22 protein-coding genes and 2 tRNA genes are annotated in these 25,710 nt (G+C 60.2%); 17 read left to right on the top strand and 7 right to left on the bottom strand.

Annotated features, from left to right (window positions below):
* Positions 1-130 precede the first annotated feature (130 nt).
* The 4 genes from lpxK to thiH all read right to left on the bottom strand — a co-directional run bounded on the left by lpxK (position 131) and on the right by thiH (position 3,791).
* The gene (gene lpxK / locus AC4DF4_RS04865) at positions 131-1,342 is read right to left on the bottom strand and encodes a tetraacyldisaccharide 4'-kinase (protein ID WP_490046988.1); all 1,212 of its coding nucleotides are present in this window, start codon (positions 1,340-1,342) and stop codon (positions 131-133) included.
* A gap of 57 nt (positions 1,343-1,399) precedes the next feature.
* Positions 1,400-2,143, bottom strand: a complete 744-nt coding sequence (locus AC4DF4_RS04860; protein ID WP_490046987.1) for a zinc metallopeptidase — start codon at positions 2,141-2,143, stop codon at positions 1,400-1,402.
* Complete coding sequence (locus AC4DF4_RS04855; protein WP_490046986.1) at positions 2,140-2,433, bottom strand: hypothetical protein; 294 nt, start codon at positions 2,431-2,433, stop codon at positions 2,140-2,142. The genes AC4DF4_RS04860 and AC4DF4_RS04855 overlap by 4 nt, the downstream gene beginning before the upstream one ends.
* A gap of 221 nt (positions 2,434-2,654) precedes the next feature.
* On the bottom strand, positions 2,655-3,791 hold the full coding sequence (thiH, locus tag AC4DF4_RS04850) for a 2-iminoacetate synthase ThiH (protein ID WP_490046985.1): 1,137 nt from the start codon (positions 3,789-3,791) through the stop codon (positions 2,655-2,657).
* 209 nt (positions 3,792-4,000) lie between these two features.
* On the opposite strand from thiH, the gene AC4DF4_RS04845 reads away from it, so the two are divergent.
* On the top strand, positions 4,001-4,219 hold the full coding sequence (locus tag AC4DF4_RS04845; protein WP_490046984.1) for a hypothetical protein: 219 nt from the start codon (positions 4,001-4,003) through the stop codon (positions 4,217-4,219).
* A 64-nt stretch (positions 4,220-4,283) separates the two neighbouring features.
* Positions 4,284-4,697, top strand: a complete 414-nt coding sequence (locus AC4DF4_RS04840) for a hypothetical protein (protein ID WP_490046983.1) — start codon at positions 4,284-4,286, stop codon at positions 4,695-4,697.
* Here AC4DF4_RS04840 and AC4DF4_RS04835 read toward each other — a convergent pair.
* Complete coding sequence (locus AC4DF4_RS04835) at positions 4,694-5,974, bottom strand: N-acetylmuramoyl-L-alanine amidase family protein (protein ID WP_490046982.1); 1,281 nt, start codon at positions 5,972-5,974, stop codon at positions 4,694-4,696. The two genes, AC4DF4_RS04840 and AC4DF4_RS04835, sit on opposite strands and share 4 nt — an antisense overlap.
* Before the next feature lie 27 nt (positions 5,975-6,001).
* Here AC4DF4_RS04835 and AC4DF4_RS04830 point away from each other — a divergent pair, with 27 nt between their 5' ends.
* The 14 genes from AC4DF4_RS04830 (at position 6,002) to AC4DF4_RS04765 (ending at position 22,693) form a co-directional block, all read left to right on the top strand.
* Positions 6,002-6,853 (top strand): TIGR00282 family metallophosphoesterase, encoded by an 852-nt coding sequence (locus tag AC4DF4_RS04830; RefSeq protein ID WP_490046981.1) that lies wholly within the window; start codon positions 6,002-6,004, stop codon positions 6,851-6,853.
* A 190-nt stretch (positions 6,854-7,043) separates the two neighbouring features.
* Positions 7,044-7,118 (top strand) — tRNA-Thr (locus AC4DF4_RS04825).
* Between the two features lie 48 nt (positions 7,119-7,166).
* Complete coding sequence (gene tuf, locus AC4DF4_RS04820) at positions 7,167-8,351, top strand: elongation factor Tu (protein WP_490046980.1); 1,185 nt, start codon at positions 7,167-7,169, stop codon at positions 8,349-8,351.
* 95 nt (positions 8,352-8,446) lie between these two features.
* A tRNA-Trp gene (locus AC4DF4_RS04815) sits at positions 8,447-8,522 on the top strand.
* 34 nt (positions 8,523-8,556) lie between these two features.
* The gene (locus AC4DF4_RS04810; protein WP_490046979.1) at positions 8,557-8,808 is read left to right on the top strand and encodes a preprotein translocase subunit SecE; all 252 of its coding nucleotides are present in this window, start codon (positions 8,557-8,559) and stop codon (positions 8,806-8,808) included.
* Between the two features lie 42 nt (positions 8,809-8,850).
* On the top strand, positions 8,851-9,420 hold the full coding sequence (gene nusG / locus AC4DF4_RS04805) for a transcription termination/antitermination protein NusG (protein WP_488258839.1): 570 nt from the start codon (positions 8,851-8,853) through the stop codon (positions 9,418-9,420).
* 65 nt (positions 9,421-9,485) lie between these two features.
* Entirely contained in the window at positions 9,486-9,914 is a 429-nt protein-coding gene (gene rplK / locus AC4DF4_RS04800) for a 50S ribosomal protein L11 (protein ID WP_488258840.1), read from the top strand.
* A 94-nt stretch (positions 9,915-10,008) separates the two neighbouring features.
* On the top strand, positions 10,009-10,716 hold the full coding sequence (gene rplA, locus AC4DF4_RS04795; RefSeq protein ID WP_490046978.1) for a 50S ribosomal protein L1: 708 nt from the start codon (positions 10,009-10,011) through the stop codon (positions 10,714-10,716).
* A gap of 20 nt (positions 10,717-10,736) precedes the next feature.
* Entirely contained in the window at positions 10,737-11,342 is a 606-nt protein-coding gene (gene rplJ / locus AC4DF4_RS04790; RefSeq protein ID WP_490046977.1) for a 50S ribosomal protein L10, read from the top strand.
* 139 nt (positions 11,343-11,481) lie between these two features.
* Positions 11,482-11,853 carry a 50S ribosomal protein L7/L12 gene (gene rplL / locus AC4DF4_RS04785; protein WP_490046976.1) on the top strand — a complete coding sequence of 124 codons (372 nt, stop codon included), beginning with the start codon at positions 11,482-11,484 and terminating at the stop codon, positions 11,851-11,853.
* A gap of 190 nt (positions 11,854-12,043) precedes the next feature.
* Entirely contained in the window at positions 12,044-15,991 is a 3,948-nt protein-coding gene (gene rpoB, locus AC4DF4_RS04780) for a DNA-directed RNA polymerase subunit beta (RefSeq protein WP_490046975.1), read from the top strand.
* A gap of 37 nt (positions 15,992-16,028) precedes the next feature.
* Positions 16,029-20,240: a DNA-directed RNA polymerase subunit beta' gene (gene rpoC / locus AC4DF4_RS04775; RefSeq protein WP_490046974.1), complete on the top strand. Its 4,212-nt coding sequence runs from the start codon at positions 16,029-16,031 to the stop codon at positions 20,238-20,240.
* Between the two features lie 421 nt (positions 20,241-20,661).
* Complete coding sequence (locus AC4DF4_RS04770; protein WP_490046973.1) at positions 20,662-21,360, top strand: 3-keto-disaccharide hydrolase; 699 nt, start codon at positions 20,662-20,664, stop codon at positions 21,358-21,360.
* A 91-nt stretch (positions 21,361-21,451) separates the two neighbouring features.
* Positions 21,452-22,693: a BaiN/RdsA family NAD(P)/FAD-dependent oxidoreductase gene (locus tag AC4DF4_RS04765; protein WP_490046972.1), complete on the top strand. Its 1,242-nt coding sequence runs from the start codon at positions 21,452-21,454 to the stop codon at positions 22,691-22,693.
* 128 nt (positions 22,694-22,821) lie between these two features.
* Here the strand turns inward: AC4DF4_RS04765 and AC4DF4_RS04760 are convergent, their stop codons facing one another.
* The gene (locus tag AC4DF4_RS04760) at positions 22,822-23,310 is read right to left on the bottom strand and encodes an RNA recognition motif domain-containing protein (protein WP_490046971.1); all 489 of its coding nucleotides are present in this window, start codon (positions 23,308-23,310) and stop codon (positions 22,822-22,824) included.
* Positions 23,311-23,547: 237 nt separating this feature from the next.
* A complete protein-coding gene (locus AC4DF4_RS04755; RefSeq protein ID WP_490046970.1) occupies positions 23,548-23,991 on the bottom strand; it encodes a DUF5069 domain-containing protein in 444 nt (147 codons plus the stop codon).
* A 185-nt stretch (positions 23,992-24,176) separates the two neighbouring features.
* Between AC4DF4_RS04755 and argH the strand changes: the two genes are divergently transcribed.
* Entirely contained in the window at positions 24,177-25,532 is a 1,356-nt protein-coding gene (gene argH / locus AC4DF4_RS04750) for an argininosuccinate lyase (protein ID WP_490046969.1), read from the top strand.
* Positions 25,533-25,710: the final 178 nt, after the last annotated feature.

Raw genomic sequence — 25,710 nt, 5'->3', positions numbered from 1 at the left:
CCAGCCTCCTCTGACCGAATGTGCTGTTAGCGGCGTCCTTCATCACCTGTCCCAAGACAGCAAGCTGGCTGGCTTCGAGAACGGTCCGGTATCAAGGAAAAGGCTTGGCGGTTGGAAACCGCCGCCACGTTCATGGCCGGTAGGCGTGCCTATTCCGCAGCACCGACTGGAACACCGGTGGCGGGTTGCAAATCCGCATGACCAAGTCGTCCCAGATTTCCCGGCCTTTGAGAATCTCCACCTCGATCCGCAGGAAATAGACCGGCACGTCGATCGAGGCCGGCTTGGGAAAACGCACCGCGTCTTTCTCCGTGGTCACGATCAACTCCATGTCCCGCTCCACGCAGCGCTGCATGAAATGCTCCACCTCCTTGCGGGAAAACCGGTAGTGATCGGAAAAACGCCGCTGGATTTCCACCCGCGCGCCGAGTTTTGCCAGCGAGCCCTCAAAGGCCTCGGGCACAGCGATCGCGCTGATCGCCCCGACCCACTTGTCCTTGAGGAACTCCAGCGGCTGCCGCTCGCGCGTGAAGACGTTTTCCAGATAGATCGGCCCGTGCGTGCACTCGATGATTTCCGCCGTCTTGTTGTATTTCCGGATGCGGGAAACCAGCGCCTCGTTCGAGCTGCCGGTGCACTTGGTGATGAGGATGTAACTCGCGCGCCGCAGGTTTTTCGGCGGCTCGCGCAGCGTTCCGCGCGGCAGCAGCGCCTCCGTGCCGAACGGCGAACCGGCGTCCACCAGCACGATGTCGATCGAGTGCGCGAGATCGAGATATTGCATCCCGTCATCGAGCAGCAGTGTGTCCGCGGCGAGCTGGCCGACGGCGAAAAGCCCGCCCTTCACCCGGTTCTTGTCCACCACCACCGCCACGCCGTCGAGATTCCGGGCGAGCATGAACGGCTCGTCGCCCGCGTATTTGGAATCCAGCAACAGCGCGCTGCCCGTCGAAACGACCTTGGGCATCTTATCTTCCGGAATCGCGCGCCCGTTCGAATCCTGCCACTTCTGCGGCCGGTCGAGTTTCTTGCTCTTGTAGCCGCGGGAAAGGATCGCCACCCGCCTTCCCCGGTCGCGCAGCGATTTCGCCAGCAACTCGACCACCGGCGTCTTGCCCGTGCCGCCCACCGTGATATTGCCGATGGCCACCACCTGCGTCCCCAAATGATGCTGCGCGCGCCAGCCACTGCGGTAGCGCCACAGCCGGATTTGCACGATCATCCGGAAAACCCCGGAAAGCGCCAGCATCGCAAACCGCATCAGCGCCGCCCGCAGGCCCTTGGCGCGCCCGAAGATCACATCCGCTCCCCAGCGTTCGAGTTCTTCGATGAGTTCCTTCATGGCCTGCACCGACCATGTCCCGCCGCTCCGCCTGCGGGCAAGCGCCAAACGGCCCGGTCAATTCTCATCCCGGCGGCCGCCGAGGGCCATCATCAGGAAATAGGCGAGCTGGGCGATCGAGCCGACGGCGGCGGCAAAGTAAGTCATGGCGGCCCAAAACAGCGCGTTCTTCGCCTTGTCGTGCTCCATGCTGGCGGCGACTCCGCTGGTTTCCATCCAAGCCAGCGCGCGGCGGCTGGCGTCGAACTCGACGGGCAGCGTGACGACCGAGAAAACCGTGGTGACTCCGAAAAGCACCACCCACGCCCACAGCATCATCGGGCTGTGGGCCACGCCAATGCCGAGAATACCGATGATCATCAGCCAGTTAAGCATCTTGCTGGAGAACTCGACGGCAGGCACGAGCTTCGAGCGGAGTCCGAGCCAATGGTAAGCCTGCTGGTGCTGGACGGCGTGGCCGCATTCGTGGGCGGCAACGGCGGCGGCGGCCACGGAGTTGACCGAATAGACCGATTCACTGAGATTGACGGTCTTTTTCGTCGGGTCGTAGTGGTCGGTGAGGTGGCCGGGCGTGCAAATGACCTGGACGTCGTTGATCCCGTGCTGGCGGAGCATGGCCTCGGCGATCTGCGCGCCGGTCATGCGGATCGGGATTTGCGAATACTCGTTGAACCGGCGCTTGAGCGTGCCGCTGATCAGGAAGCTCGCCAGCATGGAAACGCCGATGATGACGATGTAGGTCATCGAAAAACCGCCGGGAGCGAGGCCGACTTGGGCGAGCGAGAGAATGTCCGAATTCATGGGGCAATGTTTACGGCGCTTTGATTTTGTCGCAACTGATTTCCTGGTGGAAAAGGCCGGGGATTTTCCAATGGGGAAGTGTTCCGACTGAGACAATCGGAAAAGTGCGAACGCGCGTACATGAAATCCAGAGCCGTGCGTGCGAGCGGATTTCTGACTTCAGGAAATTCGAAATCGCGTGCCCGGTCGCTGGCTCCTTCTGCGATTTCCAGCAGCCACTCGTTCGGCGATTCGCGGTATGCAGCGATTTCACGGCTGATTTTCTCCGCCTTCGGGATTGCCGGTTCCAAGTAGGTCCGCGTCTTGCTCAAAGCGAATTGGCGGGCTTCCCGGACGATGATTCCTTGCGCGAACCACGTCGAGGCCAGCAGGGTGAGATGACCGCTCCCAGCAAATTGAGGACTGCGGGAAGCCTGGTGCTGGCGGTCACAGGCTGCCGATAGATCGTCGTTCCGTCAAAGACGGTTTTGGGAATGCGTCCCGGCTGTCTCAGCCGGAACACGCTCTTCGATCACGCGAGCGCCAGCAGCGACTCGTCCCAGTCTTTCCACACCGGATCGAGGTTCTGCCCGCGCAGCATCGCGGCGACCTCGGCCGGGCTGCGGGTGTCGTGGATTTGAAACTGCTCGGTCGCCTTCTCGCAGCCGGATCTTTCGGTGAGCTCCACGCGGCGGCCCTTCACCGTGAGGTGCAGGTCGTCGCTGCCCGCGCCGGTGTAGCCGCCCGGCTCGGTCTTGGCCCCGGCGGACATGTGGGTGACGCCGAGCGTGGCGATCGCGTCCCGCAACGGCGCGGGCTCGCGGGTGGAGACGACGATGCCGACCTGCGGGAAAAGCAGCCGGAAGACCGCGATGAGGCGCACGAACTCCCTGTCCGGCAGATAGAGATCCGGGTCCGGCTGGTATTCGTAATTTCCCGCATACGGCCGCATCCGCGGGAAGGCGACGGTGAACTGCGCCTTCCAGCAATGTTTGTATAAATACTCCAGGTGGGCGCACAGCGCGAGCGCCTCGGATTTCCAGTTCGCCAGCCCGAACAGCGCGCCGATCCCGATGCGCCGGAAGCCGCCGGCATACGCCCGCTCCGGGCAGTCCAGCCGCCAGTCGAAGTTCTTCTTCGGCCCGGCGGTGTGGAGCTGGGTGTAGGTCTCGCGCTGATAGGTTTCCTGGTAAACGACGAGCCCTTCCGCGCCGTGGCCGACGATTTCCGCGTATTGGTCGTCCTCCATCGGCCCGACTTCGAGGGCGAGGGTGGGGATGAACGGCTTGAGCGCGTCGAGGCAGTTTTGCAGATAGCCGTCGGAGACGAACTTCGGGTGCTCGCCGGCGACGAGCAGGACGTTGCGGAATCCGAGCCCGTGGAGATGCCGCGCCTCGGTCACCACCTGGTCCACCGTTAGGGTTGTCCGGAAAATCCCGGCATCGCGCGAGAAGCCGCAGTAGCTACAGTTGTTGACGCACTCGTTGGAGACGTAGAGCGGGGCGAACAAGCGCATCGTCTTGCCGAAATGCCGCCGCGTCACCTGCTGGCTTTGCCGAGCCAGCGCTTCGAGCGGGCCGCCGGTTTCCTCGGAAACGAGCTGCAGGAACCGCCGCATCAACGGCGTCGGGCGTTTCAAGAGATCGGGAAATACATCGGCGAAGGCCATGGCGGGCGGAATGTGCTTCTTCAACGGGCGCACGTCAAAGGTGGTTTGTGGAGTTTTAAGGAGGCATGGAAGTCCATGAAGCCCGCGTGAAATTTCCATGAAGGCGGGTTTCTCACTCGTAAATCACTCCAAGCCGGAAGATGACACGGGGATGATTCGTCAATTTCACCGGCTGTTATTCATCGCGGGGATTCACCCGCCCGCTGGGGGTGAGCGGGAAGCTGCGGGATTTGGATTTCAGCAACCTTTCGCTGGGAGATCTGGCGGTGACCGCGGATGGCCGGCATGTGATGGTTTATCTCCGCGACGGAAAATGGATTCAGGCGGATCCGCTGGCGGCCAAGGTGATCGTCGGCCATGCGGTGCGGGATGAGATTTCCTGGTTCAACTCGCGGGTGACGATGCACCGGTGGATGGTTTTGGAGTGAGCTTGGCGCGGAAGCCGGGATCTTGGGGCTTGAGCTCAGGAACGGCGCTTGGCAGTTTCCGCTCGTGATTCCCCAACAAGACTCTCCCAAGCCGCCGACTGTTCTTGTGTTCTGGATCATCTGGTTCGCGATTCTGCAAGGGCTGGTGGCGATCCAGTTTTTCGTGGGCGGAGGGATTCCGAAAGGGGTGGATCAGGGAAATCCGCCGCAGTGGGTGCTGGCGGTGGCGGGCGGTCTGGCGCTCGCGGCATTGGCGATCCGGTTCACTTGGATCCCGCGCATCAAGTCGGTTCCCAGGAAGCTGCCGGCGATGATCGTGGGTCTGGCGTTTTCCGAGGGGATCGGGTTTTTGGGAATGTTCGTGGTGGGGAACGAGTTTCCGGCGACCCGGCTCAGTTGTCTGGTGCTGGCGATCTGCTGCATCGTCAGCCTGGCACCGGTGTATGCCAAAGAGCGTGCCGAGAACGGGCGCTTCTAACGGGGTGTTGGCCGTGAGCGGCGGTAGTGTCTTGCCAGCCCTTCGGCGAGCGCGTCGGCGTATTCGTGGAAGATCGAGGGCTGGAGTTTTCCGGAAATTTCGCGGAGTCCGCCGTAGTCGCCTGCCTGGATGCGGGCGTGGTCGATGGTGGAGTTCATGACGTAGGGTTCCATGAAAATGACGGGGCAGTCGTAGAGTCGGTTGGCGAGCAGGTTACGGACCCAGAGGTAGGGCTGGCCGGCGACGGGGCGGACGGTTTTGGACTCGGCCGGGTAGGCGTAGGCTGGCAGACAGCTGATCTCGGCGAAGGTCCCGGCGACGGTGGCTCCGACGAGGACTTCTTCCTGATGGGTGCGTTGGAGGAGTTTTTGGAGCAGGGCGAAACGCTGGTCGGCGAGCAGGACTTCCTCGTCGGTGTAGGCACCGTTCAGCAGAAGATGGAGGTGGGAGCGGTCGATGAGAATGGGTTGGTTAGGGTCGCCCCAGGCTTCGGCGTTGAAGTGGAGGCAGAGGACGAGGTCGGGCTTGAGCGACTGGTTGACGAGGTCGGCGCGGGCGCGGATTTCGGCGGTGCGGTAGAAGAGGCGCTCGGCGAGTTTTTGGGGCGATCCGGCGGTGGAATCCTGGGCGAGCGAGAGCAGGGCGTCCGGGCGGATGGAGGTGACGGGTTCGGTCTTGTCGCGGACGAGGGAAACGGTCGCGCCGAGGGCTTCGAGCCGCGGTTTGAGGAGGTTCGCGACCAGGAGGGTCATGTCGCCTTCCTGCACGGGTGTGCCGCTGCCGACGACGAACCAGCGTTCCTCGAGTTTCGCCCACTCGCCGCCGATGTGGCCGGGGTCGATGGCGATTTTCAGGTCGGCGAGGGGCTTTTCCGGAGAGGTCGGCGGGAGTTCTTTGGCGGAGCGCCAATGACGGGGGGCGGCGGATTCCGCGGGGGCGAAGCGAAGGTGGAAGATTTCATCGGCGGGGGAGTTGCCGGTTTGAATGCGGGCCTCGGTGGCGTCGATGGCGATACACGTCTGCCAGGCGTTGCCGGTGGTGAAAACCGTGGTGAGCAGCCACTCGAACTCCTCGCGGGTGATGGTATTCTGGTAGATTTCCAGCGCGCGCCAGTCCGGCGGGAGGGCGAGCATCGAGAGCGCCGGGCGCGGTGGCGCGGGCGGCGGAGTCGCCGGGACAGGCGGTGGAGCGGGGCGTGAGACGAAATACGCAACGACGACCAGCAGCACGATTGCGAGGACGAAAAGCGGGCGATCACGCTTGGAGAATAGGCTCATTCAGGAAATAGGATTGTCGGGAAGCGGATGAATGTGGAATTTTCCCGCAGGACTCCATTATTTATGCCAGCAATTCGTATTTTATTTCTCGGTGATGTTGTTGGCGAGCCTGGACGCAAGGCGGTGATCGAGCAGTTGCCGCTCCTTAAACAGTCAGAGGGACTCGATTTTTGCATCGTGAATGGTGAAAATTCGGCGGGAGGGAAGGGGATCACGCCGAAAATCGCGATCGACCTGCTGCGGGCCGGCGCGGCGGTCATCACGACGGGCGACCATGTGTGGGACCAGCAGGAAATCGTCGATTATTTCCCGACGGAGCCGCGGTTGCTGCGTCCGCTGAATTATCCGGAAGGCACGCCGGGAGCCGGCAGCGTGGTTTTGGAGACCGCAAAAGGCCGGATCGGCGTGATCCAGGCACAGGGTCGCTCATTCATCCAACCGCCTTTGGAAAACCCGTATCTCGCCGTGGAAAAGGAAGCGGAGCGTCTGCGGGCGAACGGGGTGAAGATCATCGTGCTTGATTTCCATGCGGAAACGACCAGTGAGAAAATCGCGATGGGCCGGATGCTCGACGGGAAGGTTTCGCTCGTCGTCGGCACCCACACCCACGTGCAAACCGCGGATGAGAACATTTTTCCCGGCGGCACCGGCTACCTCACCGACGCCGGAATGTGCGGGCCGGAGGAATCCGTGCTCGGACGCAGCATCGAGTCAGTGGTCTGGCGCTTCAAATCGGGAATGCCCACGCGTTTCCCGATCGCGAAAGGTCCGGTCCGCTTGTGCGGCGTGATTGTGGACGTGGATGCGGAAACCGGCACCTGTTTGGCCATCCGAAGGCTCTCGATCATGGTGCCTGAGGCGGGAGCTTCCGCCTCCTGATCCTTACATTTTCAGGGGATTTGGATAAATTTTCTTTTCATTGAGATTTTTTTTGACAGAGTGACCGGCTTTGCTAAGGTCCCGCCGCTCTTCCCCACAGCAAGTCAGGGGTGCCGCGTCTAGTCTCGTCTTTTTGAGATCGGCCGCGGTGTTTTTGTCGGGTTGAAGGTGGAGCATCACATATCAGATTGCTCGCGTAGCTCAGGGGTAGAGCGCATCCTTGGTAAGGATGAGGTCGGGGGTTCAATTCCCCCCGCGAGCTCCAGGGCAATCTCGAATAATCTCAATCGTCTCAAGAAGAACAACAACCACCATGGCTAAAGAATCATTCCAGCGCAACAAGCCGCACGTTAACATCGGAACCATCGGTCACGTCGACCACGGCAAAACCACCCTCACTGCAGCGATCACCAACACGCTCGCTGACCACGGCCTTGCCCAAAAGAAAAGCTACGCCGACATCGACGCAGCTCCTGAAGAACGTGAGCGCGGTATCACCATCAACACCGCCCACGTGGAATATGAAACCGTCAAGCGCCATTACGCCCACGTGGACTGCCCCGGTCACGCCGACTATGTGAAAAACATGATCACCGGCGCGGCCCAGATGGACGGCGGCATCCTCGTTGTTTCCGCTGCGGACGGCCCGATGCCACAGACCCGCGAGCACATCCTGCTTGCCCGTCAGGTCGGCGTTCCCGCTCTCGTGGTTTTCATGAACAAGGTTGACCTTGTGGACGACGCCGAGCTCCTCGAACTCGTCGAAATGGAAGTGCGCGATTTGCTCTCCATGTATGAATTCCCGGGTGATGACATCCCGATCGTCATGGGCTCGGCCAAGGCCGCTCTTGAAGGCGACGAAGCTCAAAAGGCGAACATCATGAAACTCATGGACGCCGTGGATTCCTACATCCCCGAGCCTGAGCGTCCGATTGACAAAACCTTCCTCATGCCGATCGAAGACGTGTTCTCGATCGAAGGTCGTGGAACGGTTTGCACCGGCCGTATCGAGCGCGGTATCGTCAAGAAGATGGAAGAAGTCGAAATCGTTGGTATCCGCGACACGCAGAAGACCACCGTCACCGACATCGAAATGTTCCGCAAGCTGCTCGACGAAGGTCGTGCCGGTGACAACGTCGGTCTCCTCGTTCGTGGTCTCAAAAAAGACCAGGTTGAGCGTGGCCAAGTCATCGCCAAGGTCGGCACCGTCAAGGGCCACACGGTCTTCAAGTCCGAGATCTACGTTCTTTCGAAAGAAGAAGGCGGCCGCCACACCCCGTTCTTCTCGAACTATCGTCCTCAGTTTTATTTCCGCACCACCGACGTGACCGGCAGCATCAAGCTTCCTGAAGGCGTCGAAATGGTGATGCCCGGTGACAACATCAACCTCGAGGTTGAGCTCATCACCCCGATCGCCATGGAACCGACCATGCGCTTCGCGATTCGCGAAGGTGGCCGTACCGTGGGTGCCGGCCGCGTGGGTGAAATCATCAAGTAAGTCTTAGCAGCGAGGCTTTCCGCGGCTGGTCCGCGGGAATGCTCGGCCCCAGGGCATCCCGCTTCGAAAGCGGGGTGCCCTTTGGTCGCCTCAAAACGGCAGTAGTTCAATTGGTAGAGCGTCGGTCTCCAAAACCGAATGTTGTGGGTTCGAGTCCCCCCTGCCGTGCCACTTTCCAGTTCAGTTTCCAGTCAAGCGACACATCATGTTTTCGAAAATCTCCAATTTCCTGGGCGAAGTAAAAGGCGAGCTCCACAAAGCGAGCTGGCCTTGGGAATCCGACCCGAAAATCAAGGGCCTTAAGAAATACAAGGAACTCGTTGACTCGACCATCGTCGTCCTCATCGCCATGATCCTGCTCGCGGGATTCGTTCAGTTCTGGGATTTCTTCGACGTTTTGATCGTCGGCTCCTCCCATGATTTTGTCGAATATCTCTTCTCCAGCTTCGGCCGCTAAAGCCCTTGCCGTCCTTCTCATTCCATCTCCGACCGACCCGTCATGTCAGAATCCAATTCATTCCGCGACCAATGGTACGTTGTCCAGGTCCTCTCCGGCCAGGAAGGCAAAGTCCGTGACCGCATCGCCCGCACCGCCGAGGCCGAAGGGATGACTGAATACATCCGCGAGGTGCTCGTGCCGACCGAAATGGTCTCCGAAATCCGCCGCGGCAAGAAGACCGAGACCAAGAAGAAATTCTTCCCCGGCTACATCATCGTCAACATGAACCTCGCCACCGAGGACAACCAGCTCGTCGAGAAGACCTGGTTTTTCATCAAGGAAATGGACGGCGTGATCGGCTTCGCCGGCACCAAGGACCGTCCCGCACCGATGCGTCCCCGCGAAGTGGAAGCGATGCTTTCGCAGATCAAGGAGCGCGAGGAAAGCGTCCGGCCTGCGATCAGTTTCGAAGTCGGCGACACCGTCAAGGTGGCCGACGGGCCGTTCCAAAGCCAGAACGGCGTTGTCGAGGAAATCGACCCGGAACGCGGCAAGCTCCGCGTGTCGGTGACCATCTTCGGACGCAGCACTCCGGTCGAACTCGAATATTGGCAGGTCGAAAGAGCATAATTGTCTGGACCTGCATCGCTGAATATACAACCACCCCTCTCCCGCAAGTTTAACCGCATTATTTTATGGCCAAGGAAGTCGTCAAAATCATCAAGCTCCAAATCAAAGCCGGAGCCGCCAATCCATCACCTCCAGTGGGCCCCGCCCTCGGTCAGGCCGGTGTCAACATCATGGCGTTCTGTAAGGAATTCAACGCGAACACCCAAGCCCAAGTCGGCGACGTGCTTCCTGTCGTGATTTCGGTTTACAAGGACAAGTCATTCTCCTTCATCACCAAGAAGCCACCTGCCGGCAACCTTCTCAAGAAGATCGCAGGACTTGCTTCCGGCTCGAAAGAGGCGAACAAGATCAAGGTCGGCAAGATCACCAAGGCCCAGCTCATGGAGGTCGTCAAAATCAAGATGCCCGACCTCAACACCAAGGACCCTGAAGCCGCCTGCCGCATTCTTGCCGGCACCGCCCGCCAAATGGGCCTCGAAATCGAAGGTTACTGAAATTCTCAGCCGGAAATTCCTGATGGAGTGACCGGCACCCGCAGGAGGGAAGCGCATTCCGCGATTTCCGCCCGAACTGCAACCAACTAACAAAATGGCTAAACACCGCAGCAAACGCTACAAAAAGGCAGTCGCACTTGTCCAAGCAGGCAAGAGCTACTCGCTCACCGATGCAATCAGCACCGTGAAGGAATTCCCGGCGCCGAAGTTCACTCCCACCGTCACCCTTTCGTTCCACCTTGGTGTGGATCCACGGAAGAGCGATCAAATGGTCCGTGGTTCTGTTTCCCTGCCACACGGCACTGGCAGAAACGTCCGCGTCGTCGTCTTCGCCCAAGGCGCTGCCGCTGAAGCAGCCATCGCCGCTGGAGCCGAGCACGTCGGTTACGAAGACCTCATCAAGCGCGTCCAGGAAGGTTTCACGGATTTCGATTCCGCGATCGCCACTCCCGACGCCATGGCCGAAGTTCGGAAAATCGCCCGGGTCCTCGGACCTCGCGGCCTGATGCCGAACCCGAAGACCGGCACCGTCACCGACGACACCGCCAAGGCGGTTCGCGAAGTGAAAGCTGGCCGCGTGGATTTCAAACTCGACAAGAACGGCAACGTTTCGGGTTCCATCGGCAAGTCTTCTTTCGAGCTTTCGCAGCTTGAGGAAAACGCCCGCGCCTTCGTGGACAGCGTTGTCCGCGCCAAGCCCGCCTCCGCCAAGGGCAACTACATCCAAGCAGTGACACTCGCCGCTTCGATGCTCCCTGGCATTCCTCTGGAAGCCGCCACCTACAGCAAAGCGTCCGCTTAATCCACAGACCGCCAACGCATATGAATCCAGATAAGAAAATCATCATCAACGGCCTGTTGGATCGCGTCAACGCGTCTCCTTACCTGATCGTCATCGATTACACCGGCCTCACCGTGCAGCAATTCACGGAACTCCGCAATCGTCTCGGCGCAGGTGGTGCCAACTGCACCGTCGCCAAAAACACCTACATGCGCAAGGCTCTCGCCGAAGCGGGCATGCCTGACATCGGCGCCAACCTCACCGGTCAAATGGCCTATGTCATGGGCGACGCCGAAGTGTTTTCCGCCGCCAAGGTCATCAAGAATTTCGAAAAGGAATTCAAGAAGCCCGAGATGAAGGTGGGTATCCTCGGCAACGCGATCCTCGATGCCGAAGCGCTCAAGTCCATCGCCGACATCCCGTCGCGCGAAGCTGTCCTTTCACAACTTTTGGCAACGATCCTCGAGCCTGCTACCCGCATCGCCCGCGTCGTCAAAGCAAAATTCAACCCGGACGGCGACGACTCCGCGGACAAGGCCGAAGAGGCTCCTGCTGCGGAATCCGAAGCTCCAGCCGCTGAAGCAGAAGTCGCCGTTGTGGCCGCCGAAGCTCCCGCTGCTGAAGCCGAAACCCCCGCCGCCGAATAACAAACAATCTGAAGTGATGGTGACGGCGGCTCCCGTTCGTCACCTGAACCCATAATGGTTCCTCGTCGGAGCAACGGCTGTTGCCCTGAAATCCCCGGAGGCTCCGGGGGCGACGATACCGAACAAGGAGAATAAAAAAATGGCTAATATTGAAACACTCGTAGAAGAACTCGGCAAGCTCACCGTTTTGGAAGCTGTCGCACTCGTCAAACAACTTGAAGAACATTGGGGCGTTTCCGCCGCTGCACCAGTCGGCGTTGCCGGTCCTGCTGCCGTCGTCGAAGCTGCCGAAGAGAAGACCGAATTCGACGTCGTCCTCACGGATTGCGGCGCTAACAAGATTGCCGTCATCAAGGCAGTCCGCGAAGTCGCTCCCGGCCTTGGTCTTGCAGACGCGAAGAAGCTCGTCGAGAGCGCTCCTGCAAAAATCCTCGAAGGTGTCGCCAAAGACGCCGCCGAGACCGCCAAGAAGAAGCTCGAAGAGGCTGGTGCCAAAATCGAACTCAAGTAATATCTTTCAGACTACTCCCGGGGCAGAGAAATCTGCTCCGGGATTTTCTGTCGAAACCGGCGGGAAACTCTAAACATCATCAACCAGGTTTTCCCGCCGATTCCGACAAAACTTTCCAACGCTTGATCCACCCTGCCTGAGACCGTTCGCGGCTCGGGCTCAATTTGTAAGAAGAATACCACTAAACGCCATGGCTGAACGTCTCTATTTCGGGAAATTCGAAGAAGTCATCGAGCCGCCTAACCTCATTGAGGTTCAGAGTCGGTCCTACGATGAATTCCTTCAGAAGGAAGTGCTCCCCAGCGAGCGAGCGGATGCGGGTCTCCAAGCGGTTTTCCGCGAGGTTTTCCCGATCAAAAGCTACGACGAAGCGATCGAGCTCGATTTCGTGACCTACGACATCGAAGATCCGAAAATCACTTCGCTCGACTCGCTGCGCAACAGCGAGAGTTTCAGCGCGGCACTCTATGTGACGTTCAAGCTGAAAGACGAGACCGGCACCAAGAAGGAGCGCGTCTACATGGGCGAGCTTCCGATGATGACCCGCCGCGGCACTTTCATCATCAACGGCGCGGAGCGGGTCATCGTTTCCCAGCTCCACCGCTCGCCAGGGATCTGCTTCGAGACCTCGCAGCACCTTAACGGCAAGCTTCTTCATTCCTTCCGCATCATTCCTGACCGCGGATCATGGTTGGAAGTGCAGTTCGACACCAACGACCTGCTCTATGTCTATCTCGACCGCCGCCGCCGCCGCCGTAAGTTCCTCGCCACCACGTTCCTGCGCGTGCTCGGCTACCCGACGGACCGCGACATCGTCAGCCACTTCTACTCGCCCGAAGCGCTTCCGCTGAGCGAGTCGATGGACGAAGGCGAGCTCGGTCACAAGGTTCCTTTCGAGGACATTCTCGATGGTGAATTGACCGTCGCGAAGGCTTACGAGCCGCTCACGATCGGCATCGTCCGCCAGCTTCTTGCTCTCGGCCACAAGAACGTCGAAGTCATCGACGGCCGCGAGGACGAAATCCTGCTCAAGTCGCTCCGCAAGGACCCGGCGAAGGACGAGGAATCCGCGCTCAAGGATATCTATCGGAAACTCCGCCCCGGAGATCCACCGACCGCGGCCAATGCCCGCGCGTTGCTCAAGCGTCTTTTCTTCGATGCGAAGAAGTATGACCTCACCCGCGTCGGTCGTTACAAGATCAACCAGAAACTCGGCATCCAGGTGGATTCCGACCAACGGATCATGGTTCCCGAGGATTTCCTCGCTGCCGTCCGTTACATCCTCAAGCTGAAAAAAGGCGACGGTGTCATTGACGACATCGACCACCTTGGCTCGCGCCGCGTCCGTGCTGTCGGTGAACTCCTTGCCAACCAGTGTCGCGTGGGCCTTGCCCGTACCGAGCGTTTGGTCAAGGAGCGCATGACATTGTTCGATGTGAACATCGAAGGCATGACGCCGCAGAAACTCATCAACCCGAAGGCGCTTTCCGCCGTCGTGCGTGATTTCTTCGGCCGTTCGCAGCTCTCGCAGTTCATGGACCAAACCAACCCGCTCGCCGAGCTGACGCACAAGCGTCGGCTTTCCGCGCTTGGACCTGGTGGTCTCAATCGCGACCGCGCCGGCTTCGAAGTCCGCGACGTGCATCCGTCCCACTACGGCCGGATCTGCCCGATCGAAACTCCCGAAGGTCCGAACATCGGTCTCATCAACTCGATGTGTACTTATGCTCGCATCAACGAGTTCGGTTTCATCGAAACTCCCTACCGCCGCGTGGTGGATTCCAAGGTCACTAACGAGATCGAGTATCTCACCGCCGACCAAGAGGAGAATTTCCTCATCGCCCAGGCGAACAACCCGATCGACAAGAAAGGCGCGTTCCAAACCGAGCGCATCACCGCCCGTGAAAAAGGCGGCGAGTTCATCGAAGCGCTTCCATCGGAAGTGAACTACATGGACGTCTCGCCGAAGCAGCTCGTCTCCGTGGCCGCCGGTCTCATCCCGTTCCTCGAACACGATGATGCCAACCGCGCGCTGATGGGCTCGAACATGCAACGCCAAGGCGTGCCTCTGCTCGTCTCCGAATCACCGCTCGTCGGCACCGGTCTCGAAGGCAAGGCCGCCCGCGATTCCCGCGCGGTGGTGGTTTCCGAAGCCGACGGCATCGTTGCCGCCGCGACCGCGGAAATCATCGTCACCACTCCGGACGGCAAGCTGCCTGTTTCCGAGGAGAAATTCCTCAGCGACGCCGAGTCCGTGCGGACCAACGTGGAGAAAGGCATCATGGCCTATCCGCTGCGGAAGTTCATGCGCTCGAACGCCGGCACCTGCATCAACCAGAAGCCGATCGTCAAGCTGGGCCAGAAAATCAAGAAGGGCCAAGTTCTCGCAGACGGACCTAACACCGAAGACGGCGAACTCGCCATCGGTCGCAACGTCCTCGTCGCCTTCATGCCTTGGAACGGCTACAACTTCGAAGATGCCATCGTCATCTCCGAGCGCGTGGTCAAAGACGATGTCTACACCTCTATCCACATCTCGGAGTTCGACGTCGCCGCCCGTGACACCAAGCTCGGCCCGGAAGAAATCACCCGCGATATTCCGAACGTCGGTGAGGACGCCCTGCGCAACCTCGACCACGACGGCATCATCCGCATCGGCGCGGAAGTGAAACCCGGCGACATCCTCGTCGGCAAGATCACTCCGAAGTCCGAAACCGAACTTGCTCCGGAAGAACGCCTCCTCCGCGCCATCTTCGGTGAGAAAGCCGCAGACGTGAAGGACACTTCGCTGCGCGTGCCATCCGGCTGCGTCGGCATCGTCCAGGACGTCCGCGTTTCCCAAAGCGGCTACGCCAAGAAGCGCCTCGACAAGGTCGACCCCGTCGAACTCAAGAAGACGCTCAAGAAGATCAACGACGAGCACAAGAAGAAGGCCGACAAGCTGACGGACGACCTCACCGAGCGTCTCTCCGACATTCTGTTGGGCGAAAAAATCCCGCTCGACGTGGTCAACGCACAAACCGGCGAGATCATCATCCCGGCCAACCGCAAGATCACCAAGACGCTTCTCCGCAAGCTCGCTTCGGTGCACGATCACATCGAAATCGACCCTTCCCCGATCCGAAACAAGATCTTGGAAATCATCACTTCGTTTGAAGGCCGCTTCCAGGAACTCGACACCGAGCGCGAGCGCAAACTCGACTCGCTGGAGTCCGGCGATGAAGTCGATCCCGGCGTCATCAAGGAAGTCAAAGTCTTCATCGCCGCCAAACGGAAACTCTCCGTGGGTGACAAAATGGCCGGTCGCCACGGTAACAAGGGCGTTGTCGCCACCATCGTCCGCGAAGAGGACATGCCTTATCTATCGGACGGAACTCCGGTCGATATCTGCCTCAACCCGCTCGGCGTGCCATCGCGGATGAACGTCGGACAGGTTCTCGAAACCCACCTCGGCGTTGCTGCCAAGGCACTCGGTTTCAAGGTCGCCACCCCGATTTTCGACGGCATCAAGGAAGACGTCATCTGGGATTTCATGTCCAAGGCCAAGAAGGTCGATGGTGTGAAATTCGTTGGCGACAACGGCGAACTCCGCGCCCGCAAGCCCGGCGAACCCGAAGGCCGCGGTTACACTTGGATCGGCGACGGCAAGGACGGCACGACCGGTGGTAAATCGACCCTCTATGACGGTCGCACCGGCGAGGCCTTCCACAATCCGGTCGTGGTCGGGATGATCTACATCCTCAAACTCGGCCACTTGGTTGCCGACAAGATCCACGCCCGTGCCGTCGGTCCCTACTCGCTCGTCACCCAGCAGCCGCTCGGTGGTAAGGCGCAATACGGTGGCCAGCGTTTCGGAGAAATGGAAGTGTGGGCGCTCGAAGCCTACGGCGCCGCTTACACCCTTCAGGAACTACTCACCGTCAAGTCGGACGACGTGCAGGGCCGCACCCGGATTTACGAGGCGATTGTCAAAGGCGACAACAACCTCGAAGCCGGAACGCCCGAGTCGTTCAACGTTCTCATCAAGGAAATGCAATCCCTCGGACTCGACGTCCGTCCGGGTCGCAAGGGCTCGACCCATGGCTCCGGCATGACCGGTGGCTTGGACGACTACTCCCTCGATGACCTCACCCTCTAATTTAAACCGCGAACCCCAAACCTGACCTAATACTAACATGAGTGTCGATACCAACCTTCGCGAACTATTCGGCGTGGACGAGCGCCCGGAGCAATTTGACCAAGTCTCCATCACCGTGGCTTCCCCGGAAATCATCCGTTCCTGGTCCAAGGGCGAGGTGAAGAACCCGGAAACCATCAACTACCGGACCTTCAAGCCCGAAAAAGGCGGTCTCTTCTGCGAGCGGATCTTCGGACCCACCCGCGACTGGGAGTGCGCCTGCGGCAAATACAAGCGGATCAAGCACAAGGGCGTGATCTGCGACCGTTGCGGCGTCGAAGTGACCTTGAGCCGCGTCCGTCGCGAGCGCATGGGCCACATCGAACTGGCCGTGCCGGTTTCCCACATCTGGTTCTACAAGTGCATGCCTTCCCGCATCGGCCTCATGCTCGACATGAGTGCCCGCCAGTTGGAGCGCGTGATTTACTATGAAGACTACGTCGTCACCGAACAGGGCAACACCGCCCTCGAAGTCGGCCAACTCCTCACGGAAAACGAACTCCGCGAGGCGGAAGACACCTATGGCGACGGATCGTTCCAAGCCAGCATGGGTGCCGCCGCTGTCATGGAATTGCTCCGCCAGTGCGACCTTCCTTCCTTGATCGTTGCTCTTGAAGAGGAGCTCGGAACCACCCGTTCCAAGCAGAACAAGAAGAAGCTCTCGAAGCGTCTCAAGATCACTCAAGGTTTTCTTCAGTCGAAATCGCGTCCCGAGTGGATGATCCAGACCGTGCTTCCGGTGATCCCGCCGGACCTTCGTCCGCTGGTGCCACTCGAAGGCGGACGTTTCGCCACCTCCGACCTCAACGACCTCTATCGCCGCGTCATCAACCGCAACAACCGCCTCAAGAACCTCCTGCTCCTCAAAACGCCGGAAGTCATCATCCGCAACGAAAAGCGGATGTTGCAAGAGGCTGTTGACGCGCTGTTCGACAACGGTCGCCACGGTCGCGCCGTCACCGGTGCCGGTAACCGTCCGCTCAAGTCGCTCTCCGACATGCTCAAGGGCAAGGGCGGTCGTTTCCGTCAGAACCTTCTCGGAAAACGTGTCGATTACTCCGGCCGTTCCGTCATCGTCGTCGGTCCCGATCTCAAGCTCGGCCAGTGCGGTCTTCCCAAGAAGATGGCGCTCACCTTGTTCGAACCGTTCATCATCCGCCGCCTCAAGGAGCTTGGCTACTGCCACACCGTGCGCTCGGCCAAGAAGATGATCGACCGCAAGACCACCGAAGTCTGGGACATCCTCGCGGAAGTCACCAAGGGTCACCCGATCCTTCTCAACCGCGCGCCGACCCTTCACCGTCTTTCCATCCAGGCCTTCGAACCGAAGCTCATCGAAGGCGAGGCCATCCGCGTTCACCCGCTCGTTTGTACCGCCTACAACGCGGACTTCGACGGTGACCAAATGGCCGTCCACGTCCCGCTTTCGATCGAGGCCCAGATGGAGTGCCGCCAGCTGATGCTCGCGCCTAACAACATCTTCTCGCCTGCATCCGGTCGTCCCGTGACGGTTCCTACCCAGGACATCATTCTCGGCACGTATTACCTGACATGGGCCGGCACCCGCACCGAGAAGGACCGTGAAAAAGAGGAGCACATGCCCCTCTTTGAAAACGCCTCCGAAGTCGAGTTCGCCCTCGCCTCCGACAAGATCGATTATCACCAGTGGATCCGCATTCGTAACCCCGACCACGGCAAGAACTCGGTCTTCGGTTACAAGGGCGAGGATCTCACCGACAAGGACCGCAAGGAGCTCACTCCGCTCCAACAGGCGCTGCGCCAGGGTAAGATCATCGAGACCACTCCGGGCCGCGTTCGTTTCAATGAAATCTGGCCTGCGGGCGTGGGCTTCATCAACCACAACGTCGGCAAAAAGCAGATCGGCGACATCATCTGGCGTTGCTATCAGGTTTCCGGCAAGCCGAAGACCGTTGAAGTCCTCGACGAACTCAAAACCCTCGGTTTCCGCGAAGCGACCCGTTCGGGAACTTCGATCGGTATCGTTGACATGGTCATCCCCGAGGAGAAACCTGCAGTCATCGCCAAGGCTTACGAAGAAGTCGAAAAAGTCACCAAGCAGTATCGCAACGGCGTCATCACCGACGGCGAGCGCTACCAGAAGGTCGTCGACGTCTGGACCCAGGCCACCGACACCATCGCCAACGCGCTCTATCGCAAGATCGAGTTCAACGAAGGCAAGAAGAAGGCATCGCCACTCTTCATGATGGTCGATTCCGGCGCGCGGGGTAACAAGTCCCAGATCAAACAGCTCGGCGGCATGCGCGGACTGATGGCCAAGCCCTCCGGCGAAATCATCGAACGTCCGATCATCTCGAACTTCCGCGAAGGCCTCTCGGTGCTGGAGTATTTCATCTCCACCCACGGAGCTCGTAAGGGACTCTCCGACACCGCTCTGAAGACCGCTGACTCCGGCTACATGACCCGTAAATTGGTCGACGTGGCCCAGGACGTCATCGTCTTCAAACAGGATTGCGGAACCGCGAACGGCATCACCGTCGCCGCCATTTATGATGGCGACGAGGAATCCGCCTCGCTCTCCACCCGGATCTACGGTCGTGTTTCCTGCGAGCAAATCAAGGATCCCGTCACTGGCGGCATCTTGGTGGAAGTCGATGACGTGATCAACGAAGTCCAAGCCCGTTCCATCGAGAACATCGGCGTGCTCAAGTTGAAGATCCGTTCGGTCCTTACCTGCGAAGCCGAGCGCGGCTGCTGTGCGAACTGTTACGGCCTCAACCTCGCCACCGGCCTCCCTGTTAAAATCGGTGAAGCCGTCGGCATCATCGCCGCGCAATCGATCGGCGAGCCCGGCACTCAGCTCACCATGCGGACGTTCCACGTCGGTGGTGTCGCCGCCGCCACGTTCAAACAGCCGATCATCAAGGCCAAGAACAGCGGTCGCCTCGTTTACAAGGAAATGCGCACGGTGCAAGACGTCGATGGCCACTGGGTCGTCCTCAACAAGAACAGCACCATCTCTATCCGCGACAAGGAAGGCCTCGAACTCGAAAGCCATCAGATCGTCATCGGCTCCGTCATTTCCGTGAAGGATGGCGAGGACGTCAAGAAGGGCGACACCGTCGTCACTTGGGATCCTTACAACGTGCCGATCCTCACCGAGAAAAACGGCAAGGTCGAACTCCGCGACATGATCTCCGGCATCACCGTGACTAACGAAACGGACAAGGAAACCGGCAAAAAAGGCATGGTCGTCACCGAGCACAAGGAAGACCTCCACCCGCAGGTCGTCATCATCGACGAGAAGACCAAGGAAATCAAAGCGAGCTATTCCATCCCGGTCGGCGCCCACCTTTCCGTCAAGGAAGGCCAGGTCATCACCGCTGGAACGCAGATCGCCAAGACCCCGCGGAAAGTCGCACGAACCAAGGACATCACCGGTGGTCTGCCACGGGTGGCCGAGCTTTTCGAAGCCCGCAAGCCCAAGGATTCCTGCGTCATCGCCAAGATCGAAGGCTCCGTTTCCTTCGGCGGCAACGTCCGCGGCAAGAAGAAGGTCATCGTCACTCACGCCGAAACCGGCGAGCAAGTCGACCACCTCGTCCCGATGGGCAAGCACGTGGTCGTCACCGAAGGCGACCAAGTGAAGCGCGGCGACCAAATCACCGAAGGCCCCGTGTCGCCGGAAGATTTGCTCGAAGCTTGCGGAGCCCAAGAGCTTCAAGAGCACTTGGTCAACGAAGTCCAATCCGTCTATCGGGTCCAAGGCGTGGAAATCAACGACAAGCACATCGAGGTCATCGTTCGTCAAATGCTCCGCAAGGTGAAAATCACCGACCCGGGCGACGCCGACCAATACCTTTGGGGTGACCAAGTCGACCGCTCGAACTTCAAGCGCATCAACGCCGAGATCGTCGCCAACGGCGGCAAGCCCGCCGAAGGCGAGCCTGTCCTGCTCGGCATCACCAAGGCCTCGCTGGAAACCGACTCGTTCATCTCCGCCGCTTCCTTCCAGGACACCACCCGTGTCCTCACCGAAGCCGCGACCCTCGGACGCGTCGATTACCTCAGCGGCTTCAAGGAAAACGTCATCATGGGTCACCTGATCCCCGCCGGCACCGGATTCTATCACCACCGCGAGGCGGAGTTCGAATTCACCGTCGAGGAGCCGGAACCGATCGTCGCGCCGAAGGAAACCTTCGAGGACGACGAGGACGCCGCGACCGCGTAATCCCGATTCCATTCCATCGACCAAAGCCCCGGCCCGCGCAAGCGGACCGGGGCTTTTCTTTTTTAGGGGGTGCGGGGCTCGAAGGTGGATGCCGTCCGTTCCAAATTCTTCGCTGCACTGCGGGCGGGGTATCACCGTTGCGGCTGTCGGGGCAATTTCGCGGGGGAGTACACGCGCCCCCGCATGTGGTTTTCAGCGCCCTCGCTGAAAACATGCGTGTGCTATGTGAGACGAACTCTAACGTGATGCGGGCCACCCATGCTGCGAGGGCGCGACCCGAAACACGCGAGGGCGTGTGTGCTCCCCAGATCAACGCGGACGAGACGGCGCGGCTGAAACAGCTTTGGAAGAAGCGGGTGAAGTGTGCATAATTCGCGCTTGGCCGAAATAGTTCAGCATCCCGTCACGTAAGCACCACACCATGAAAACTATCCTGCTCCTCAGCCTCCTCTCCACCCTCGCCCACGCCGATCCGAAGTCCCTCTTCAACGGCAAGGACCTCACCGGCTGGGAAGGTAATCCCGATCTCTGGTCCGTTCAGGACGGCGTGATCACCGGCCGGACCACCGTGGAAAAGCCCACCAAAGGCAACACCTTCCTCATCTGGAAAGATGGCGAGGTCGCTGATTTCGAGATCACCTTCAAATACAAAATGAAGCCCGGCGATGCCAAGGGCACCGTCAACAGCGGCCTCCAGTTCCGCAGCAAGGTCGTCGATCCGGCAAACTGGGTCGTTGCCGGCTATCAGGCGGACCTCGAATACGGCCCGAAATACAGCGGCATTCTCTACGAGGAAAAAGGTCGTGGCATTCTCGCCCAACGCGGGCAAAAAGTGAAGATCACCCAGGGGACTGAACCGAACAAGCCCGTCATCGCAGTCACCGGGGAAGCCGGCAAGAGCGATGAGATCCAAGCCGCCATCCACAAGGACGACTGGAACGAATACAAGGTCATCGTCAGCGGCAACCAAATCCAGCAGTTCATCAACGGCAAGCTCACCGTGGACGTCACCGATGAAACCGCCGAAGCCGCCAAGAAAGGCATCCTCGCGTTTCAGCTCCACGCCGGCCCGCCGATGCAAATCCAGTTCAAGGACATCGTGCTGAATCCCAAATCCTGAATTCGCGCCGGATCGCTGCGGTTGAAAACGGATAATGTGCTTTCTGCCCGCACCCGATGGGGTTACGCAGAACGGCACCGACCGAGCCGCCATGTCCTTTCCTTCCAAACTCGACCTTGCCGTGATCGGCGGCGGCGCGTCGGGCTTTTTCACCGCGCTGCAATACGCGGAAATAGCTCCCGGGAAAAGCGTCGCGATCTTCGAAAAAAGCCCGCACTTCCTGCAGAAAGTCCGAATCTCCGGCGGCGGTCGTTGCAATGTCACGCACGCGTGTTTCGATCCCCGCGAGCTGGCGAAAAACTATCCGCGCGGCTCGCGCGAGCTGCACGCCGCGTTTCACCGCTGGCAGCCGACGGACACCGTCGAGTGGTTCGCGCGCTTCGGCGTCGTCTTGAAAACCGAGCCGGACGGGCGAATGTTCCCGGAAACTGACAGCTCGGACACCGTGATCCAGTGCTTTCTCAATCGCGCCCGCGAGTGCGGCGTCCCGCTGTTTCCGAAGTGTCCGTTAGTCGGTATCGAGCGGCTCGAAAGCGGCGGCTTCTCCCTCCGTTTTGAAAACCTGGCGGAACCCGTCGAGGCCCGCGCAGTCTGCGTCGCCACCGGCTCTCTGAAAGACAGCCCGCTGTTGAGTCATTTGAAAAAGCTCGAACAGAGCATCGAGCCGCTGGTTCCCTCGTTGTTCGCATTCAACGTCACCGACCGGCGCATCAGCGGCTTGGCGGGAGTTTCCCATCCTAAAGTCGCGATCCGGCGGGAAGGTTCCAACGCCGCCCAACAGGGGCCGCTGCTGATCACCCACCGCGGCTTCAGCGGTCCGGCCGTGCTCCGGTTATCCGCTTGGGAGGCGAGGGACTTGGCGGCGACGAACCATCATTTCCCGTTCGTCATCGACTGGCTGCCCGAGTTGGATCTCGAAGCGCTCAAATCGCGCTTCGCCGAGATTCGCCAGACCCAAGGCGCCAAACTCGTTCGAAACACGCCGATCTCGCCCATTCCCCGACGCCTGTGGGAACGCATCGTCGCCTGCTGTGAAATCGAGGACCAAGCAACTTGGGGGCAATTGTCCAAAACAGCGGTCCGCAGCTTGCTGGATGCGTTGAAGTCCGCCCGCTTCGAGGCGCAGGGCAAGACCACCAACAAGGACGAGTTCGTCACCGCCGGCGGCATCAGGCGGCCCAGCATCGACTTCCGGACGATGGAAAGCCGCGTCACGCCCGGACTTTATTTCGCCGGCGAGTGCGTCGACATCGACGGCATCACCGGCGGTTTCAATTTCCAGGCCGCCTGGACGACCGCCCACATCGCCGCCGCGGCCATCGCGAAATTGTAGTTTTCCCACTGAGCACGATTTCAAGATCGAAGGATGGATGGGCTCGCAATCCAGCCAAAGAAACGCCCGATCCCCTGTGAAGAGGATCGGGCGCTTTTGAGAAAGGTTATGTGGTGAGCTGGTTGGGATTAATCCCAACCGCCGCCGCCGCCACCTTTGTAGCCGCCGCCACCGCCGCCGCCTTTGTAGCCGCCACCGCCGCCACCGCCACGACGATCTCCGCCGCCGCCGCCATAGCCGCCACCGCCGCCGCCGCGACGATCACCGCCGCCGCCGCCGCCGTAGCCACCGCCGCCGCCGCCGCCGCCGCGGCGTTCGCCGCCGTAGCCGCCGCCGCCGCCGCCGCCGCTAGGACGACCGCCGCCGGGCTTGAATTCCTTAGGCTCAGAGGCGTTGACGCGAAGCTCGCGGCCCTGATAGTCGTAGCCGTTGAGTGCCTCGATGGAAGCGTTCAGTTGGCTCTGGTCGCCGAGAGTCACGAAAGCAAATCCTTTGGATCTGCCGGTTTCGCGGTCGGTGATGATTTTGACCCGTTCAACAGGTCCGTAAGCGGCGAAGAGTCCTGAAACGTCTTCTTCAGTAGCGGTGTAGGGCAGGTTGCCCACGTAGATGTCCATTTTTGTCTATTCTTATCACGCCATCACATTCAACGCTTCCCGAGACCATGGCGTAAAAGACCGGACGAAGCGCATCCACCTGCGAAATTGCAAAATGAACGTAGGGTCTTTACCCGTCAAAACCGGGGTTGGCAAGAAATGATTTTCCGCGGAAACGCTCGGGAGCTCCCGGTTGGATCCGCGAAAATCCCCGCGCGGAACGGGTCCGGGCGGGGTGGGGTGGTTTCAAAAACGAAATCAGCCGACGATCACTTGCTGGTGGAAACTGTGCCAGTCGTCGAGGTTGTTGAGGTTGACGGCATCGAGGATTTTCCCGGCATCGGCAATGTCGTTAGCCCCGAGAATGGTGGCGCGGACATCGTCGGTGTGGATGTAGCCGGTGACGGCGGCGTTCAATTTCGCGACGGCGGCGGCGTCGAGCGCGCCGCCGGAGCGGGCGAGCACCCAGGCTTCGAGTTGCGGGTAGGTCGGTTTGCTGTCGGCGATGAAGCTCTCGAACGCGGCTTTGTCGATGTCGAGCGCGTCGAGGACCATCTGGTCGTAGCCTTGGCCGCAGGACGGATAGTCCGGATGGAGTTTGCCCGCCGCGCCGAGCGAGGCTTTCTGCCAGAGGCGTGGCAGGTGCAGGACGCCGAGCGGGCCGGCGGTGCCGGAGCTGATTAATGGGATGATTTTGGTCATGATTTTGAGTTAGGTGAGGTTGTGTGGCGCTTCAGCCACGGCAAATCCAACAGGCAAATCCGCCGGATTGCAAAGAGAGATCGCCAATTCGGGAAAATTTCGCGTTTCATCCGGCCGCGTTCGGGTTCAAATCCACCGCGCCGCGCAATCCGCGCGGGAAATTTCACCCATCAATCACACCTGCCATGTGGAAAGGCCGCTTCTCCCAAGATACTTCGTCACTCGTCCAGCAGTTCGGCGAATCCATTTCGTATGACTGGCGGCTGTTCCCGCACGACATCGCCGGGTCCATCGCCCATGCGCGTGCTCAGAAAACCATCGGCCTGCTCACCGAAGAAGAGTTTTCCCAGATCGAAACCGGCCTGAAGGAAATCCTCGCGGACATCGAGGCCGGGAAATTCGAGTTCAAGACCTCGCTCGAGGACATCCACATGAACATCGAGTCCGAGCTCACCCGCCGCATCGGCGCGGCGGGCGCGAAACTCCACACCGCCCGTTCCCGCAACGACCAGGTCGCCACCGACACCCGTCTCTACGCCCGCACCGAGATCGACGGCCTGCTCGCCGCCATCACCGGACTCCAAAAGGCCCTGCTCGACCGCGCGGAAAAATACGCCGCCACCGTCATCCCCGGCTACACCCACCTCCAGCGCGGCCAACCGGTCACCGCCGGCCACCATTTCCTCGCCTACGTGGAAATGCTCGAACGCGACAAATCCCGCCTAACCGACACCCGCAAGCGCCTCAACATCTCGCCGCTCGGCTCCGGCGCGCTCGCCGGCTCCACCATCAACCTCGACCGCCGCGCCATCGCCGCCGAGCTCGGCTTCGACGGCGTCACCCACAACTCGATGGACGCCATCGCCGACCGCGACTACATCGCCGAAGTGCTGTTTGTCATTTCGCTCTGCGGCGTCCACCTCTCGCGCCTCAGCGAGGACCTCATCCTGTGGTGCACCGCCGAGTTCGCCTTCGCCTCTCTATCCGACGCGCACACCACCGGCTCCTCGCTGATGCCGCAGAAGAAAAATCCGGACGTCTGCGAACTCACCCGCGGCAAAACCGGCCGACTGGTCGGCAATTTGATGAACCTGCTCGTCGCCGTCAAAGGTCTGCCGCTCACCTACAACCGCGACCTCCAGGAGGACAAGCCGCCGCTGTTCGACTCCGTGGACACGCTGAACCTCATCCTCGCCGTCAACACCGAGATGATTTCCGCCATGGAACTCCGCGAGGAAAACTGCAAGGCCGCCGCTTCTGATCCGATGCTGCTCGCCACCGACCTCGCCGACTATCTGGTGAAAAAAGGCGTCCCTTTCCGCCACGCCCACGAACTCGTCGGCAAAGCCGTCGCCCAGGCCATCGCCACCAAGACCCCGCTCGACCAGCTCGACCTTCCCGCCATCGACCCCGCCTACGGCCCGGATGCAAAGGATGTTTTCTCGCTGGAAACCGCCCTCGCCGCCCGGACGAACCCCGGTGCTCCCTCCATCGCCAATGTCACTGCGGAAATCGCCCGCTGGAAGGCCGCCTTGACCTGATCGCGTTAATCGGTCATTTTACATTCCGATGACTGCATCAAGTGAATTGGATTCACAGCCGTCCCACAGGAAGACTTAACCCGGAGCGGAAAAGCGGGCTGGTGTTGAGTTGAAATCCCTGCCACTCGGTAGGGTGTATGAACAAAACATCACCAGCCCGGGCCAATGTGGTCGTCCT

Source organism: Luteolibacter sp. (genome assembly GCF_058122085.1).
Note: the sequence above shows the minus strand (reverse complement) of the source record. Positions and strands in the feature narration are given on the sequence as shown.

Coding starts and splice junctions, on each gene's coding strand:
- lpxK (WP_490046988.1), bottom strand. CDS start 1,342: ATGAAGGAACTCATCGAAGAACTCGAACGCTGGGGAGCGGATGTGATC.
- AC4DF4_RS04860 (WP_490046987.1), bottom strand. CDS start 2,143: ATGAATTCGGACATTCTCTCGCTCGCCCAAGTCGGCCTCGCTCCCGGC.
- thiH (WP_490046985.1), bottom strand. CDS start 3,791: ATGGCCTTCGCCGATGTATTTCCCGATCTCTTGAAACGCCCGACGCCG.
- AC4DF4_RS04835 (WP_490046982.1), bottom strand. CDS start 5,974: ATGAGCCTATTCTCCAAGCGTGATCGCCCGCTTTTCGTCCTCGCAATC.
- AC4DF4_RS04830 (WP_490046981.1), top strand. CDS start 6,002: ATGAATGTGGAATTTTCCCGCAGGACTCCATTATTTATGCCAGCAATT.
- tuf (WP_490046980.1), top strand. CDS start 7,167: ATGGCTAAAGAATCATTCCAGCGCAACAAGCCGCACGTTAACATCGGA.
- AC4DF4_RS04810 (WP_490046979.1), top strand. CDS start 8,557: ATGTTTTCGAAAATCTCCAATTTCCTGGGCGAAGTAAAAGGCGAGCTC.
- nusG (WP_488258839.1), top strand. CDS start 8,851: ATGTCAGAATCCAATTCATTCCGCGACCAATGGTACGTTGTCCAGGTC.
- rplK (WP_488258840.1), top strand. CDS start 9,486: ATGGCCAAGGAAGTCGTCAAAATCATCAAGCTCCAAATCAAAGCCGGA.
- rplA (WP_490046978.1), top strand. CDS start 10,009: ATGGCTAAACACCGCAGCAAACGCTACAAAAAGGCAGTCGCACTTGTC.
- rplJ (WP_490046977.1), top strand. CDS start 10,737: ATGAATCCAGATAAGAAAATCATCATCAACGGCCTGTTGGATCGCGTC.
- rplL (WP_490046976.1), top strand. CDS start 11,482: ATGGCTAATATTGAAACACTCGTAGAAGAACTCGGCAAGCTCACCGTT.
- rpoB (WP_490046975.1), top strand. CDS start 12,044: ATGGCTGAACGTCTCTATTTCGGGAAATTCGAAGAAGTCATCGAGCCG.
- rpoC (WP_490046974.1), top strand. CDS start 16,029: ATGAGTGTCGATACCAACCTTCGCGAACTATTCGGCGTGGACGAGCGC.
- AC4DF4_RS04770 (WP_490046973.1), top strand. CDS start 20,662: ATGAAAACTATCCTGCTCCTCAGCCTCCTCTCCACCCTCGCCCACGCC.
- AC4DF4_RS04765 (WP_490046972.1), top strand. CDS start 21,452: ATGTCCTTTCCTTCCAAACTCGACCTTGCCGTGATCGGCGGCGGCGCG.
- AC4DF4_RS04760 (WP_490046971.1), bottom strand. CDS start 23,310: ATGGACATCTACGTGGGCAACCTGCCCTACACCGCTACTGAAGAAGAC.
- AC4DF4_RS04755 (WP_490046970.1), bottom strand. CDS start 23,991: ATGACCAAAATCATCCCATTAATCAGCTCCGGCACCGCCGGCCCGCTC.
- argH (WP_490046969.1), top strand. CDS start 24,177: ATGTGGAAAGGCCGCTTCTCCCAAGATACTTCGTCACTCGTCCAGCAG.